This window comes from Brevundimonas phoenicis (genome assembly GCF_047237745.1).
Classification (GTDB): domain Bacteria; phylum Pseudomonadota; class Alphaproteobacteria; order Caulobacterales; family Caulobacteraceae; genus Brevundimonas.
The window spans coordinates 2,529,484-2,544,030 of sequence record NZ_JBDFLN010000001.1 but is presented as its reverse complement, the minus strand read 5'-3'; the positions used below and the strand labels follow the sequence as shown (position 1 = coordinate 2,544,030).

Annotated in this window: 17 protein-coding genes and 1 tRNA gene; 9 read left to right on the top strand and 9 right to left on the bottom strand. The window is 66.8% G+C overall.

The features are described from left to right. Positions 1-23: 23 nt before the first annotated feature. Complete coding sequence (locus ABC419_RS12760) at positions 24-1,118, bottom strand: DUF2336 domain-containing protein (protein ID WP_368925016.1); 1,095 nt, start codon at positions 1,116-1,118, stop codon at positions 24-26. An 18-nt stretch (positions 1,119-1,136) separates the two neighbouring features. Beyond that, the gene (locus tag ABC419_RS12755) at positions 1,137-1,280 is read right to left on the bottom strand and encodes a PIN domain-containing protein (protein WP_412877239.1); all 144 of its coding nucleotides are present in this window, start codon (positions 1,278-1,280) and stop codon (positions 1,137-1,139) included. On the opposite strand from ABC419_RS12755, the gene ABC419_RS12750 reads away from it, so the two are divergent. The 4 genes from ABC419_RS12750 to ABC419_RS12735 all read left to right on the top strand — a co-directional run bounded on the left by ABC419_RS12750 (position 1,279) and on the right by ABC419_RS12735 (position 7,325). After that, positions 1,279-2,049 (top strand): class II aldolase/adducin family protein, encoded by a 771-nt coding sequence (locus ABC419_RS12750; protein ID WP_200166621.1) that lies wholly within the window; start codon positions 1,279-1,281, stop codon positions 2,047-2,049. The two genes, ABC419_RS12755 and ABC419_RS12750, sit on opposite strands and share 2 nt — an antisense overlap. Continuing rightward, complete coding sequence (locus ABC419_RS12745) at positions 2,046-2,834, top strand: hypothetical protein (protein ID WP_412877240.1); 789 nt, start codon at positions 2,046-2,048, stop codon at positions 2,832-2,834. Before ABC419_RS12750 ends, ABC419_RS12745 begins: the two co-directional genes overlap by 4 nt. Positions 2,835-2,943: 109 nt before the next feature. Continuing rightward, entirely contained in the window at positions 2,944-4,089 is a 1,146-nt protein-coding gene (locus ABC419_RS12740) for an efflux RND transporter periplasmic adaptor subunit (protein WP_412877241.1), read from the top strand. Further along, on the top strand, positions 4,089-7,325 hold the full coding sequence (locus ABC419_RS12735) for an efflux RND transporter permease subunit (protein ID WP_412878005.1): 3,237 nt from the start codon (positions 4,089-4,091) through the stop codon (positions 7,323-7,325). The genes ABC419_RS12740 and ABC419_RS12735 overlap by 1 nt, the downstream gene beginning before the upstream one ends. Before the next feature lie 79 nt (positions 7,326-7,404). Here the strand turns inward: ABC419_RS12735 and ABC419_RS12730 are convergent, their stop codons facing one another. From ABC419_RS12730 to ABC419_RS12710, 5 genes are all read right to left on the bottom strand, one after another. Next, complete coding sequence (locus tag ABC419_RS12730; RefSeq protein ID WP_412877242.1) at positions 7,405-7,944, bottom strand: c-type cytochrome; 540 nt, start codon at positions 7,942-7,944, stop codon at positions 7,405-7,407. A 78-nt stretch (positions 7,945-8,022) separates the two neighbouring features. Beyond that, complete coding sequence (locus ABC419_RS12725; protein ID WP_412877243.1) at positions 8,023-8,649, bottom strand: TetR/AcrR family transcriptional regulator; 627 nt, start codon at positions 8,647-8,649, stop codon at positions 8,023-8,025. Positions 8,650-8,756: 107 nt separating this feature from the next. Continuing rightward, entirely contained in the window at positions 8,757-9,227 is a 471-nt protein-coding gene (locus tag ABC419_RS12720) for a GNAT family N-acetyltransferase (RefSeq protein WP_412877244.1), read from the bottom strand. Positions 9,228-9,348: 121 nt separating this feature from the next. Then, positions 9,349-9,672: a hypothetical protein gene (locus ABC419_RS12715; protein ID WP_412877245.1), complete on the bottom strand. Its 324-nt coding sequence runs from the start codon at positions 9,670-9,672 to the stop codon at positions 9,349-9,351. A 160-nt stretch (positions 9,673-9,832) separates the two neighbouring features. Continuing rightward, positions 9,833-9,908 (bottom strand) — tRNA-Thr (locus ABC419_RS12710). 51 nt (positions 9,909-9,959) lie between these two features. Between ABC419_RS12710 and ABC419_RS12705 the strand changes: the two genes are divergently transcribed. Further along, on the top strand, positions 9,960-10,310 hold the full coding sequence (locus ABC419_RS12705) for a DMT family protein (protein WP_046653721.1): 351 nt from the start codon (positions 9,960-9,962) through the stop codon (positions 10,308-10,310). A 4-nt stretch (positions 10,311-10,314) separates the two neighbouring features. On the opposite strand, the gene ABC419_RS12700 is transcribed toward ABC419_RS12705, so the two are convergent. Further along, positions 10,315-10,752 (bottom strand): HIT family protein, encoded by a 438-nt coding sequence (locus tag ABC419_RS12700; protein ID WP_412877246.1) that lies wholly within the window; start codon positions 10,750-10,752, stop codon positions 10,315-10,317. A gap of 113 nt (positions 10,753-10,865) precedes the next feature. Here ABC419_RS12700 and ABC419_RS12695 point away from each other — a divergent pair, with 113 nt between their 5' ends. Together ABC419_RS12695 and ABC419_RS12690 are read left to right on the top strand one after the other, a co-directional pair. Then, positions 10,866-11,225: a phage holin family protein gene (locus tag ABC419_RS12695; RefSeq protein WP_125901974.1), complete on the top strand. Its 360-nt coding sequence runs from the start codon at positions 10,866-10,868 to the stop codon at positions 11,223-11,225. Between the two features lie 70 nt (positions 11,226-11,295). Beyond that, positions 11,296-11,868, top strand: a complete 573-nt coding sequence (locus ABC419_RS12690; RefSeq protein WP_412877247.1) for a DUF2239 family protein — start codon at positions 11,296-11,298, stop codon at positions 11,866-11,868. 18 nt (positions 11,869-11,886) lie between these two features. Here ABC419_RS12690 and ABC419_RS12685 read toward each other — a convergent pair whose 3' ends face one another. Further along, a complete protein-coding gene (locus ABC419_RS12685) occupies positions 11,887-13,296 on the bottom strand; it encodes a serine hydrolase (protein ID WP_412877248.1) in 1,410 nt (469 codons plus the stop codon). A gap of 268 nt (positions 13,297-13,564) precedes the next feature. On the opposite strand from ABC419_RS12685, the gene ABC419_RS12680 reads away from it, so the two are divergent. Then, a complete protein-coding gene (locus ABC419_RS12680) occupies positions 13,565-14,035 on the top strand; it encodes a phasin family protein (protein WP_412877249.1) in 471 nt (156 codons plus the stop codon). A 173-nt stretch (positions 14,036-14,208) separates the two neighbouring features. Next, complete coding sequence (clpS, locus tag ABC419_RS12675; protein WP_003164443.1) at positions 14,209-14,538, top strand: ATP-dependent Clp protease adapter ClpS; 330 nt, start codon at positions 14,209-14,211, stop codon at positions 14,536-14,538. The last annotated feature ends 9 nt before the right edge of the window (positions 14,539-14,547 follow it).

Below are 14,547 nucleotides of genomic sequence, written 5' to 3'. Positions count from 1 at the left end.
GCAAGCGGAGCCGAGGCCGCGTGTCAAACGGGACGACCGTCTTCGGGCGCCATCAGCAGCTGGAATTCATAGGCCGCCTGCGCTGCTGAACGCTCGGCCAGGCGCCAGGCGCCGCCATCAGGGTCATGAGGGAAGCCGTCATTCATTCGTCGTACCTCGCTGAGCACGGCGGGGAAGGCGGCGCGGTCCAGCCCGGCTGCGGTGCAAGCCAGAAATAACGGTCGAGCCGTGTCGGCCCGCAGCGCACGGCGCACCTGATCCAGGTCTAGCCTTCCCAGGCGGCTCAGGGCGTGGATGAAGACCTCCAGCCGATCATCGCGCAGGGCGCGGATCAGGGTGGCGGGGCGAAGCTGGTCGGCGGCCTGGAGCTTGGCGACCAGACGGGCGGCGGCGATATCTGGGGACGTGGCTTCCCGGGCGGCGGCCCGGGCCGCTTCAGCTAGGCGGGCGGGGTCCAGGGTGAAGCGTTCCATGATCGCCTGGCGCAGGGCCTCGCCCACCCACTGATACAGGCGTGCGCCCAGGTCAGGCGTCATGTGCGGATGGCGAGACAGCGGCGCGCGCAAAGCCGCCAGTTCACGCGCCCGGTCCACCAGGCGGCTCATATCCTCGGCGTCCAGCGCCGCCGTGCGGTTGGAGGCCAGAGCCGTCAACACGGTCGGATCGTCGGCCTTGAGGATGGCGCGGGCGACGGCGACGCTCAGGCCGGGGCGCAGGGCGATCTGCACTTGGTGATCCAGCGACGTCTGGGCCAGCAGTTTCAACAGGTCGTCGTCCTGCAAAAGCGGACTGGCGGCGATGACGGGACGGGCGATCTCTATGGCGTCGGCGGCCAGCATCCGCACCAGGCCGGGCGGCGCCCAGTCGGCGTCAGCCAGGCGCTCGGACAGGGCCCGGCGGATGTCGGCTTCGGCCGCTCGGACCAGGGCGATGAAGGCGTCGGCCAAGGCTGAGGGGGCGCGGTCGCTCCCGCCGACCGAGCGGTACAAGTCGGCCACCCCGATCAGTAGTCCGCGTTGGCGCTCGGGCGGCTGGCCTTTCGCCAGATCGACCAGTTGCTCAAGACTGCTCAAGGGCAGAGCGCCCGGCCCGTCGAACGTCACAGTCGTGGACTCCACGGCGCCCCTCGCGGAAATTCAGCCTGCCTCTGCGGCGAACGCATCATGGGGCGGCGCGATGAAAGCAGGGTTAATGAAGTCTTGGGAAAAGCGCCGTGCCGCTTGACGACGCCGGCTGTCGGGGAGACGCTTCACCTGAACGCTGATCAGGGGAGTGGTCATGGCGGACGGCATGAGCGGGGCGCCCTCTTTGCAGGGACGAGTGTCAGAGGACGAATGGCGCACGCGCGTCGAGCTGGCGGCCCTTTATCGATTGGTGGCGCTGCATGGGTGGGACGACATGATCTTCACCCATATATCGGCCCGCGTGCCGGGACCGGAGCATCACTTTCTCATCAATCCCTACGGCTGGTATTTCGATGAGATTACAGCCTCTTCCCTGGTGAAGGTCGATCTGGAGGGCAATATCGTCCAAGACACGACCAGCTTTATCAACCCGGCCGGCTTCACCATTCACTCAGCGATTCATGCGGCGCGCGAAGAGGCGCATTTCGTCATCCACCTGCACACGGTGAACGGCGTCGGCGTCGCGGCGCAGAAGGACGGCCTGTTGCCGATCAGCCAGAACGCCTGCCTGTTGCAGCATCAGGTCGCCTACCACGGCTATGAAGGTCTGGCGCTGAACCACGACGAGCGTGAGCGGCTGGTGGCGGATCTGGGCGACAAGTCCCTGATGCTGCTGCGCAATCATGGCACCCTAGCGGTGGGGAACACTGCGGCCCAAGCCTGGGTGGGGATCTTCTTCCTGGAGCGCGCCTGCGCTCAGCAGGTGGCGGCTCTGTCGGCGGGGCGCGACAATGTCCTGATCGCGCCAGACGCGGCCCAGGCCGAAACGAAGGAGCAGGGACGCGGCATCGGCTTCGTCTCTTCGCTGGCCTGGCCCGGGGCCCTGCGCCAGCTTCAGCGAAAATCGCCCGGTTACGACGTGTGAGGCCGCTGGGGGGCGGACTTCGGGGAGGGGGGATCGGCCTGCTGGCGGGCCTGACCCTGCTTGCGACCGGACAGCCCGCATGCGCTGGCGCCTGGAACCTGCCGAAGGGCCAGGGCCAGGCCATTCTCAAGTATGAGAGCATCCGCGCGGATGAGGCCTTTTCGCCCGACGGCGATCGGGTCAACCTGCCAGGCGATCGTCGTGACAGCGCGGCCTCCCTTCTGGTCGAATACGGCCTGGATGAGCGTTTCACCCTGCAGATGAAGGGAGAGTGGCAGGACGGGCGCGACGCCTTCGTCGACTATCAGGGACGCGGCCCGCTTGAGATCGGCGTCCGCTGGCAGGCGTATCGCGACGCGCGCAACGTCGCCGCAGTCTATGTCGGCTATGCACATGGCGGCGAGGGCCGCAACGCCGGCTACGCTGCGCCCGGCGCAGGCGATCACGACTGGGAGGCGCGTCTGCTGGCGGCCCGCAATTTCGGCGTGGACGGGCAGGGCGGCTTCATCGAGGCTCAGGCGGCTCGGCGCTGGCGCTCCGGCTTGCCCGACGAGACGCGGCTGGACCTGACGGCGGGCGCGCCTCTGTCCCCTGACTGGATGCTGTTGGGTCAGGCCTATGCGGGGGCGGCGGACGACGGCGGGGCGCGTTGGCTGTCGCTGGAAACCTCGGTCGTGCGGCGACTCGGCGACTGGAGCCTGCAGGCGGGTTGGCGCACCGCCGTCGCAGGCCGCGAAACTCCTGCGGGACAAGGCCCCGTCATCGGAATCTGGCGACGTTTTTAGCGCGAAATTCCGCGACGGAATCCGAGCATAGCCTCGTTACAGATACGTTATTTGCGTAACGGCGATGACCCGCTAAGCGGGGCGCTTGTTGTCGGGGAGACTGCGTCGCGTGTTCAAACGCCATTTTTTCATAATCGCTGCGGCCTGCGTACTGGGGCTGATGATCGTGGCGGCGGTCGCCAAGATCGCGTTCAGCGACGGCGGCGCAGGTGATCGCAAGGGACTGGGAGGCCAGGGCGGTCGCGGCCAGGTGGTCGAGGAAGTCACCGCTCAGAGACGTGAGTTCGCTGACCAGATTCGCGTTCTGGGCGTGGCGCGCAGCCGTCGCTCGGTCAACATCACCTCAAACACCGCCGAATTGGTGACGCGCGTCATGTTCACTGATGGTCAGCGCGTGAACGCCGGAGCGCCCCTGGTCGAACTTCAGGCGCGCGAGGAAGACGCCGACCTGATCCGCGCCCGCGCCCAGCTGGAGAACGCCCAGCGCGAGTATGATCGTTACCGTATCCTGGCTGAACGCGGCGTCGCGCCGCGCGTCATGGCCGAAACGTCGGAAACAGCGCTGAAGACCGCCCAGGCGGCTCTAGCGGCGTCGGAAGCTCGTCGCGGCGACCGCATCCTGCGCGCGCCCTTCACGGGCGTTCTGGGTCTGACGACGGTCACGCCGGGCACGCTGATCTCGCCCGGTTCGGTCATCACCACCCTGGACGACGTCAGCGCCGTCCGCGTCGATTTCCCGCTGCCTGAGCGGTACCTCGGCGTCCTGCCGGTCGGCGCGCCGATCACGGCCACCTCAGACGCCTTCCCCGGCGAAGCATTCAACGGCCGGATCGCCTTGCTGGACACCCGCGTCAATGAGCAGACGCGCGCGGTCATCGCCCGCGCGGAGTTCCCCAACACCGGTAACCGCATTCGTCCCGGCATGATGATGCGCGTCGCCGTGCATCAGGGCCGCCGCCAGACCCTGGCCGTGCCCGAGGCCGCCGTTCAATATGAAGGTCAGGGCGCTTTCGTGTATCGCATCGCGCGTGGCGAGGCGGGCGCGACCGCCCAGCGCGTCGAGGTCCAGACCGGCGCCGTCGAGGGCGGTTTCGTCGAGATCGTTTCAGGCCTGACGAACAATGACCGCATCGTCGCATCGGGTCTGAACCGCATCCAGCCGGGCGCTCCCGTCACCGTTGAAGGCGCCGAAGGCCGGCAGCGCAGCGCTCCAGCCAAGGGCGGCGCACGCGCTCCGCAGGCGGCCCGCCCATGATGCTGTCTGATGTTTCGGTTCGGCGCCCCGTCTTTGCGGCGGTGGCGGCCATCGTCCTGTGCGTCATCGGCTTTGCGGCCTTCTTCTTCCTGCCCGTGCGCGAGCTGCCGGACGTGGACCCGCCGGTCGTCTCGGTCAGCACCAACTACGCCGGCGCCTCGGCCGAGGTGATCGAGAGCCGGATCACTGAACCGATCGAGCAGCAGATCGCCGGCATCCAGGGCGTCGAGCGCATCAACTCGACCAGTCGCGACGGCCGTTCCAGCGTCAACATCGAGTTCTCGCTGGACCGCAACATCGATGACGCAGCCAATGACGTGCGCGACCGCATCTCGCGCGTGCTGGGTCGTCTGCCAGACCAGGCGGATCCGCCGGAAGTGGCCAAGGCCGATTCCGACAGCCAGCCGATCATGATCATGTTCCTGCGCTCCACCACCATGGATCGGATGGAGCTGACGGATTACGCCCGTCGCTATCTGGTGGACCGTTTCGCCACCGTGCCGGGCGTGGCCCAGGTGAATATCTTCGGTGAGCAACGCTACGCCATGCGCATCTGGCTGGATGCGGGGGCCATGGCGGCGCGCGGGCTGACCGTCACCGATGTCGAAACCGCCCTGAATAACCAGAACGTCGAACTGCCCGCCGGCGCGCTTGAATCGGCGCAGAAGGACTACACCGTCCGCGTGGCGCGCAACTACGCCGACCCCGCCGATTTCGCTCAACTGCCCATCGGCACGCGCGGCTCGGCCTCGACCGCCACGGGCGCTCAGGCGTCCGGCACCCTGGGGGCCGCTTCGGCGGCCATGACCAATGGCGTCACCGGCGCCCTGATCGGCAACGCCGCCTACGTCACTCGTCTGGGGGACATCGCCCGCATCGAGGAAGCGCCGGCGGAGGCTCGCCGTCTGTTCCGAGGCAACGGCATTGATCAGATCGGTCTGGCCGTGACTCGTCAGGCCCAGTCCAACGATCTGCAGATCTCCGAAGGCGCGCGCAAGCTGATGGAAGAAATCGCGCCCAGCCTACCGCCCGGCACGACGCTGGAGGTCGGGTCCGACAACTCGGTCTTTACCTCGCACGCCATTGACGAGGTCTGGATCACCATCGGCATCTCCATGGCGCTGGTGGCCCTGGTCAACTTCATCTTCCTGGGCAGCCTGCGGGCGGCGATCATCCCGTCGGTGGTGGCGCCTATCTGCCTTCTGGCGACCTTCATCGTCCTGGCGCCGCTGGGCTTCTCGTTGAACCTGCTGACGCTGCTGGCCCTGGTGCTGGCCATCGGCCTGGTCGTCGACGACGCCATCGTGGTGGTGGAGAACATTCAACGCCGCCTGGACCACGGCGAGCCTCCGCTGGTGGCCGCCGAGCGCGGGGCGCGTCAGGTCTTCTTCGCCGTTGTGGCGACGACGGTGGTCCTGCTGTCGGTGTTCGCGCCGCTGCTGTTCCTGCCGGGCTACGTCGGCCGTCTGTTCGTGGAGCTGGCCGCCGCCATCGCCGCGGCCGTGGCCTTCTCGGCCTTCCTGGCGCTCAGTCTGTCGCCCATGCTGGCGTCCAAGATCCTGAAGCCGGCGCACACCGGCGGCTGGGTGGCGCGGCGCGTGGATGCGGGCATGGATGCGTTGAAACGGTCCTATGCGGCTTCGCTGGACGCCTTGCTGGGCCGGCGGATCGCTGTTGGCGGCATGGCGGCCCTGATCGTCCTGGTCGCTGCGGGAGCCACAGGCATCTTCCTGCATCTGCCCAATGAACTGGTGCCGAACGAGGACCGGGGTCGCGTAACTCTGCGGATCGCCGGACCGGAAGGTACGGGCTTCGACTACACTCGACAGATCATGTTGGGTCTGGAGCCTATCCTGGCCGAATACCGCGACAGCGGAGAGGCGGCGAATTTCCTGATCTCGGCGCCGGGATTCGGCGGTTCCGGTTTCAGCTCGGGCAGCGCTGTCGTGAATCTGGCCGACTGGGCCGAGCGCGACCGCTCTGCCGATGAGATCGCTCAGGAGCTGAACGGCAAGCTGCGCAACCAGACCGGCGCCCAGGTCAACGCCTCGACACCGGGCGCCTTCCAGCGCGGCGGCGGCAACTCCAACTCGGTCGAGATGGTCGTCACGGGGTCGGAATACGCCGCCATCTACAACTGGCTGCAGCCCATCCTGGCGGCGGCGCAGGAAAACCCCGGCTTCTCGCGTCCGCGCTTGAACTATGAGCCGAACGCGCCACGCCTGTTGGTCGACGTCGATCCGCAGAAGGCGGCCGCCCTGGGCGTCTCCTCGCAACAGATCGGCCGCACGCTGGAAACCATGTTCGGCTCGCGTCGCGCGACGACCTACATCAAGGGCGGTCAGGAGTACGACGTCATCCTGCAGACCGAGCGCGACAACCGCCGCGAAGTGACGGACCTGGAGTCGCTCTATGTCTCGACCGGCACGGCGCAACTGGTGCCGCTGTCGGCGGTGGTCACGACCAAGACCTCGGGCGATACGCCGGATCGTCGTCGCCTGGATCGCCAGCGGGCCATCACCCTGGCGGCCGACCTCAACCCCGGCACGACCATCGACGACGCGGTGCAATTCCTGAACGCCGAAGTCGCCAAGCAGCCGCAAGGCGTGACCAATATCCGCTGGGGCGGCGCCGCTCGCGATCAGCAGGAGGCGGGCAGCGCCGTGGGCTGGGCCTTCGCCCTGGCCCTGCTGCTGGTCTTCCTGGTGCTGGCGGCCCAGTTCGAGAGCTGGATCACCCCGGCGGTCATCATGCTGACGGTGCCGCTGGCGGCGGCGGGCGGGCTGTTCGGCCTGCTGATGGCGGGCTCCAGCCTGAACATCTACAGCCAGATCGGCCTGATCATCCTCATCGGCGTGGCCGCCAAGAACGGCATCTTGATCGTCGAGTTCGCCAACCAACTGCGCGATCAGGGGCGTAGCATCCGCGAGGCCATCATCGAGTCCTCGTCGCTGCGTCTGCGTCCGATCATCATGACCTCGATCGCCACCGCCTTCGGCGCCCTGCCGCTGGTGCTGTGGCAAGGGGCGGGGGCGGGCAGCCGTCAGACCATCGGCGTAGTGATCTTCACCGGCGCCATGTTCGCGACGGTGCTGACCCTGTTCGTGGTGCCGGTGATCTATGGCGTGCTGGCGCGCTTCACGAAGTCGCCGGAATACACCGCACGCAAGATCGAGGAATGGGAAGCGCAGGAGAAGCGCGACGGCCTCGAGCCGGACATGAGCCCGGCGGAATAGACCGCCGGACAGGCCTGTGACATGCGAAGGGCGGCGGACCACGGTCCGCCGCCCTTTTGCTTTCAGCCGTGCCCCGCCGCTATTCGCCGGTCGGCTTGAACCCCGTCTCGACCTTCAGGAAGGCGATCACGTCACGACGGTCATTGGCGTCGGGCAGGCCGGCGAAGCTCATCTTGTTGCCGGGCAGGAAGGTGCGCGGGTTCTGCAGCCAATGGTCCAGGGTCTCGGCGTCCCAGGTGAAGCCTGCCGTCCGCATGGCGTGGGAATAGCCGTATTTATCGCGCGCGCCCGCCTTGCTGCCGAAGACGCCATAGAGGTTGGGGCCCGTCATGTTCGGCCCGCCCGGCGTGATGGTGTGGCACGAACGGCAGCGGGCGAAGGCGCGGCGGCCGTTCTCCAGGTCCGCCTGGTCGTAAGGGGCGGGCAGGGAGGCCAGCAAGGCGGCTTTCTCGGCCTCGGTCGGCGCGGGGAGCTTGGGGGCTTCGGCCGTGCCAGTCGCCGAACCTTCGGCGCCCTGGCCGCAGGCCGCGAGGCCCAGAGAGACTGTGAGCGCGACAGCCAACGCGGCGGCCGGGCCGGACGCGCGGCGGATCGTGGGGAAGGACGAAAGACGGAACATGACGCACTCCTTGGCCGAGGGTCATGCTTTAGCCCATGAGGGCGCCGTCGCAATGGACAGCTTGTCCAAGCCAGGGCGTCAGCGCCCGGTGGTCAGCTTCACCACGATGTGGGCGGTGGTGTCGATGATGGCTTCCGGCGTGTCGGCGCGCCGCATCAGCTCGAAGCCCGCCGCAACGGATTCCACCAGGTTCGCCGTCTCATAGGAGGTCAGGCGGGGGTTGAGGCCTTCCGGATGCAGGCCGCTGGCGTGGGCCTGGGCGATGCGGCGCTCCAGCGCCAGGTGCAGGCGCCGCAGGCGGCGGATGCGGCTCTCGGCGAAGGCGGGCTCGCCCATGTCGGCCAGCATGTGTTCGACCCGCAGAACCGGGCCGTGATCGCTCCAAAGGCCCAGAACCTCCAGCACATAGGCGCGCGCCGCCTCGAAGGCGCGCTCGCCCGACCAGTCGGCGTGGATGTGCGCGGCCAGTCGCTGAAAGTCCTCGCCCGCCTCTTCGCACAGCAGCAGCAGGCCTTCCTCGACCGAGGCGAAATAGGTGTAGAAGGTCGGCGCTGATACGCCCGCCGCCGTCGCCACATCGGCCGGACGGATTTCGCCCAGGTGCTTGCCGTTCAGCAGATTGCGCAGGGCGTCCAGCAGGGCGCGCCGGGTGCGGGCGCCCCGTGTTCGGATCCTGTGACCCAGCTTGTTGGTCGTCTCGGACATGTGGGAGGCGGCCGAAGTTGCGATGGAAACGGGCCGAAAAGGGGGAGAAGACGAAGGCCTAGCGGCTTCCACCCTCTGCGACAAGCACGACTCAGGTCGCGCTGGCCCTACAGGGTGGCGCAGACCTCGACCTCGTCGCCGAAGAAACCGCCCGTGGGCACGAAGCCCAGGCGGCGATAGAAGCCCTCGGGGCTGCCTTCGCCCAGGCCGTAGCTGGTGTAGAGGGTGGCGTAGCCGCGACGACGCAGGCGCTGCTTCACCATCTCGACGACCCGGCGGCCGACGCCCGCGCCCTGGTGCGTGCCTGCGATCATCAGGCGCCACAGATAGGGGCCGTCGCAGTCGATGCCGTCGTCCCATTCGTCGCCGTCGTTGACCATGACGAAGCCGACCAGGGTCTCGTCCAGATAGACCGCGCGAAACCAGGCGGCGTCCGAACAGAAGCCTTCGGCGATGGACACGCCGTTGTCGGCCACCACGGCGCGTTGCGTCGGGGACAGGGTTTCGCTGAGTTCGCAGACTTCGCTGACGTTTTCCGAGGTGATGCGACGGAAGGTGATTTCGTTTTCAGGGGGCATGGACGGCATATTGCAAAGCCTCCCCATGCTTCGCCCTGCGGCGGATGGACGCCGGACGTCTGAGGCAGCGAAAAGGGGAGGCGACCGTCCGCCTCCCCGCCGGGCGCAGCTCAGCGTTCCGTTAGTTCAGGGCGCGGCATCTGGTGGTGGTGTTGTTCATGACCGGATCGTCGATCATGCAGATGACGTATCGGTCGCCGTTCGTGAGAATGAAAGAGAACGACTCTATATTGGGATTGGAGTTGAACACCTCGGTCTGATAGTGGGCGTGCGAGATGATCTTCCAGCCTGCATTCAGCAATTCGGTCATCGATTGAGAAAGCGGAATCCAATCGGTCGCGCGGAGTTGGGGATCGGGATCCGGAACCCTCTGCCGCCGTCCCTGGGCCTCGACCACAGTCGGAACCATCACGAGCAGAGCGAGCAGCAGGGTGAATTTTCGCATTCTTCGTCCTCCAGGGCGGCAAGATCAGGGGCGGGAGACCGCAGGCCTCGCGCGCTGACGGAGGAGGGTAGCGTGAGGAATCGCGATCCGTCGATACGGAGAACGGCGTCGCATCTCGCGATGCGCGGGCCTGACCATTCCTATCCTGATCGGGAGAGGGTGGTGCCGGTTGCAGGAATCGAACCCGCGACCTTCGGTTTACAAAACCGCTGCTCTACCAGCTGAGCTAAACCGGCGTGGCCCGCCTTATGCTGGCGGAATCTGTTTGACGCAAGCACACTGATCGAATGCCCTCGCTGCCCTATCTCGCGCCCATCGTCATGCTGGCGCTGTCCAATGTCTTCATGACCTTCGCCTGGTATGGGCACCTGAAATTCGGGGCCAAGCCGCTGTGGATCGTGGTCCTGATCAGCTGGGGGATCGCCTTCTTCGAGTACTGGCTGGCCGTGCCCGCCAATCGCATCGGCCATCAGGTCTATTCGGCGGCCGAGCTGAAGACCATGCAGGAGGTGATCACCCTGCTGGTCTTCGCGATCTTCTCGGTGATGTATCTGGGCGAGAAGCTGACGGTGAACCACCTGATCGGCTTCGCCCTGATCGCCGGCGGCGCCTTCTTCATCTTCAAGGGGCCGCTGTAGGCGGTCAGTCCAGCGCGGCCGAGATCTTCTGGGCCAGGGTTTTCAGATGCTCGGCGTCCGCCATGGGGGCGTGGCCGTGGCCCTTCATCGGACGGTCGGCCCAGCGGGGCACGATGTGGAAGTGCAGGTGGAAGACCGTCTGGCCGCCGGCGTCGCCGTTGAACTGCATCAGGCTGAGGCCCTCGGGCTTCAACGCCTTCTCGACCGCGCGGGCGGTGCGCTGGACGGCGGCGGTCAGCCGGGTCAGGGCCTGCGGCTCGATCTCCAGGATGTTGCGGGCGGTCGAGGTCTTGGACACGACCAGGACGTGGCCCTCGGACTGGGGAAACACGTCCATGAAGGCCAGGACGTCGTCGTCCTCCCACACCTTCACGCTGGGCATGTCGCCGCGCAGGATCTTGGCGAAGATGTTGTCCGGATCGTAGGCGCCGTGAAGGCTCATGGGGGTCTCCTTCGAGGTAGGGCGATCAGCCTAGCAGGCGAACTTGCCCGACGCACGGAGCCGAACGCCGCGATATGCGCTTATATGGTCAAGGTTCTTCTGTTGGAGGCGTCATGCTGGGTTTCATCGTTCAGGCCGTGGTCACGGCGATCGGCCTGTGGGCCTCGGCCAAGCTGGTGCCGGGGGTGGAGTTCACCTCGACCGGCTCGCTGATCGCGGCGGCGGTCATCCTGGGCGTGGTCAACGCCTTCGTGCGGCCGCTGATGGTGATCCTGACCCTGCCGCTGACCATCGTCACCTTCGGCCTGTTCCTGCTGGTGGTGAACGCCGCCATGATCGGGCTGACGGCCATGTTCCTGGGCGGCTTCGTCGTCGACGGTCTGTGGGCCGGGATCGGCGCGGCCATCGTCACCGGCGTGGTCAGCTGGATCGCCGGGGCTCTGTTCGGCGGCATGGACGAGCGGCGCTCATAAATTGTCCGGGTAATATTGACGCGATAATATCGTCCGGGTAATTTCGTCTTCAACAAAGCGAGGACGGGTTATGCCCCTATGCACGGCCTTTAGCGGCCACACGATGATCGCGACCGGGCCGCTGGTCCAGATCGCAGAAGCGGTGAAGGTCGCGCACGAGGCCGGGCGAGCGGTTCTGGTCTTTCGAGACGAGGATGCCCGGCCGGTGGAGCTGGATCTGCGCGGCGATCTGGCGGCGGTGCTGGCGCGTCTGCCGCTCGAGCCGCTGCAACCGGAGCCGGAGAAGCGCGGGCCGGGGCGGCCGAAGCTGGGCGTGACCGCGCGCGAAGTCACCTTGCTGCCGCGCCATTGGGACTGGCTGGCGTCACAGCCGGGCGGGGCGTCGGTCGCCTTGCGCAAACTGGTCGAAACCGCCCTTCGCGAGGCGGAGGCGCCGGATCGGATGCGTCGCAGCCGTGAGGCGGCCTATCGCTTCATGACGGCCGTGGCGGGCGACCTGCCGGACTATGAAGAGGCCGTGCGGATGCTGTTCGCGGGCGACTGGACGGCGTTCGACGCCCGCACGGAGGCCTGGCCGGCGGACGTGCGTGATTACGCCCGTCGCCTAGCCGAGCCTGGATGGCGTAACGGCCAAGGACGCTGAGAAATCAGGGACGCTGAATCAGCTGGGGCGGATCACCATGCAGGTGACGCGGCGCTCGGACAGGGCTTCGCACGCGGATTCGGCCGACTGCTGGGTCATGCCGGTGAAGCGCGAGCGATACCAGCCGTTGGCCGTCTGCACGTCGCGCTGGGCGCTCGAGAACTGGGTGCGGAAGCGGCGGCTGACGTCGTTCAGCCAGTCGCGGGCTACGGCTTCCTCGCGGAAGGCGCCGACCTGGACGGTCCAGCGGCCGGCCGGAGCCGGAGCCGGGGCGGCGGCGCGCGTCGGCGTGTTGCGGGTCGCGCGGGCCGGCGTCGCCGGTGCGGCGGCCGAGCCTCCGTTCAGGGCTGCGGTCAGGTTTTCGGGCGGGCGGTTCTCGGCGCGGCGCGCCGACGGCGGCGGCGTCACCTCGGTCGGCAGGTTGCGCGGCGGCGGCCCGGCGACATAGGCCACCTCGGTCGAAGAGCCTACGCCTTCGCCATCTTCGTCGGACAGGGAGGCGTAGGCGATGGGCGGCGAAGGATCGGCGCTGACGCCATAGCCGCGCTGTTCGAAGAAGGCCTGGGCCAGTTGGATGCGCTCGCCCTGGCCGCGGCGACGCTGAACCTCGAAGCCGGTGTCCATCAGTTCGGCGACGTGGTCGTTGCGGCTCTTGGTCGAGCGGCCGCCCATGACGATGGTGATGATCCGCTTGCCGTCGCGCACCGACGACGCCGCGAGGTTGTAGCCCGAGGCGTTGGTGAAGCCGGTCTTGATGCCGTCATAACCGCGCCCGGTGGCCAGCAGGCCGTTGGTGTTGCGGTAGTCGCGGCCCTTGTAGAACCAGTCGTGCAGGCCGAGGTAGCGGTAGTATTGCGGATAGTCGCGCATGACCGCGCGGCTGAGGATCGACAGGTCGCGCGCCGTGGTCGCCTGGCGCGTGTCAGGCAGGCCGTTGGCGGTGGTGAAGCGGGTCTGCTCCATGCCCAGTTCGCGCGCCTTTTCCGTCATCATCTGGGTGAAGCGGCCTTCGGAGCCGCCGATATGCTCGGCGATGACCACGGCCATGTCGTTGGCGCTGCGGACGGCCGTGGCGCGCATGGCGTCGTCCAGGCTGATCGTCTGACCGGCGGCCAGGCCCAGCTTGGAGGGCGGCTGCGACGCCGCGCGCGGCGAAACGGTCAGGTTGTCGTTCAGGTTGACCTTGCCGGACTCCAGCGCCTCGAACGCCAGATACAGGGTCATGACCTTGGTGATGGAGGCCGGATAGCGTCGTGCGTCGGCGAAACGCGAGAACAGGACTTCACCCGAAGCGGCGTCGACCACGATGGCCGCATACCGACTATCGGACGACTGCGCTTCCGGCGGCGCGACGCCGATCGTCGGCGTCAGGACGATGCCTCCCAGGACCAGGGCGGCCAGGAAACGACGGCGGAATAGGGCGTTCATGGGCAAGCTACTAGCCTCGTCACTGTGGCGCGAAGACGGCTGCGATCACGCACGTTACAAAGGCTAACATCCGCTTCCCCGGTTTCGAGAGGGTTAACGGCGCGTCAACAGACTTGTGATCGCTCGCCGCATCCAGAGGGCAGGTTATCAGCGATCATATTGTGCGTCGCACAAATTTCACTTGAAGTCTTTTCGCAGGTGCACCATATCGCCGTTGTCGCGATGGGCTCGCCTGTCGCAAGAACCCTTTTGCTTCAGGAGACTCCCCATGGCTGACGCCGCTGAGACCGTGAAGAAGACCGTCGAACAAACCACCGCTAAGGCCAGGGCCAAGGCTGAATCCATCCAGGCCGCCGGCGCCAAGGCGTTCCGCGAAGGCGTCGACAAGTCGGTCGCCTCGCTGAGCGAGATCAACGCGCACGGCAAGAAGAACCTGGAAGCCGTGGTCGAATCCGCCGCCGCCGCCCAGAAGGGCGCCGAGGCGCTGTCGCAACAGGCCGTGGCCTATGGCAAGAAGTCCTGGGAAGACGGCGTCGCCGCGGCCCAGTCCTTCTCGCAGGCTCGTTCGGTGCAGGAACTGTTCGAACTGCAGACCAACTGGGCCAAGTCGGCCGCCGAGGCCTATCTGGCCGAGTTCGGCAAGGCGACCGAGACCATGACCGCCTCGGTCAAGGACAGCTTCAAGCCGATCAACGAGCGCGTTTCGGCCGCTGTCGAGCAGTTCCAGGCCGCCCGCTAAGCGCGTCCTTCAGCTTCTCAAGCCTTCTGAAAGGCCCCGGCGGAAACGCCGGGGCCTTTTCATGTTCAGGCATCAACTGGGCGTGCGTGACGGCAGGTTGGACTGGACGCCTCTACAAATCAGGCCATCATTCCCTATCTGATCTTTTGACACTCCCCGATTACGGACCACGAATGCCTAACAGACGGCCAGGTGAGCAAGGCGGAGGCGCAGGCGCCGCCGTCGTCACCGAGACAAAGCCGAAACTTCAGCGGCCCTCGCTCTATCGGGTGCTGATCCTGAATGACGACTACACCCCCATGGAGTTCGTCATCTACGTGCTGGAGCGGTTCTTCCAGAAGAGCCGCGAGGACGCGACCCGCATCATGCTGCACGTGCACCAGCATGGCGTCGGGGTCTGCGGCGTCTTCACCTACGAAGTGGCCGAAACCAAGGTCGCCCAGGTGGTCGAGACGGCGCGACGCCACCAGCACCCCCTGCAATGCACGATGGAAAAGGACTGAGAGGAACCT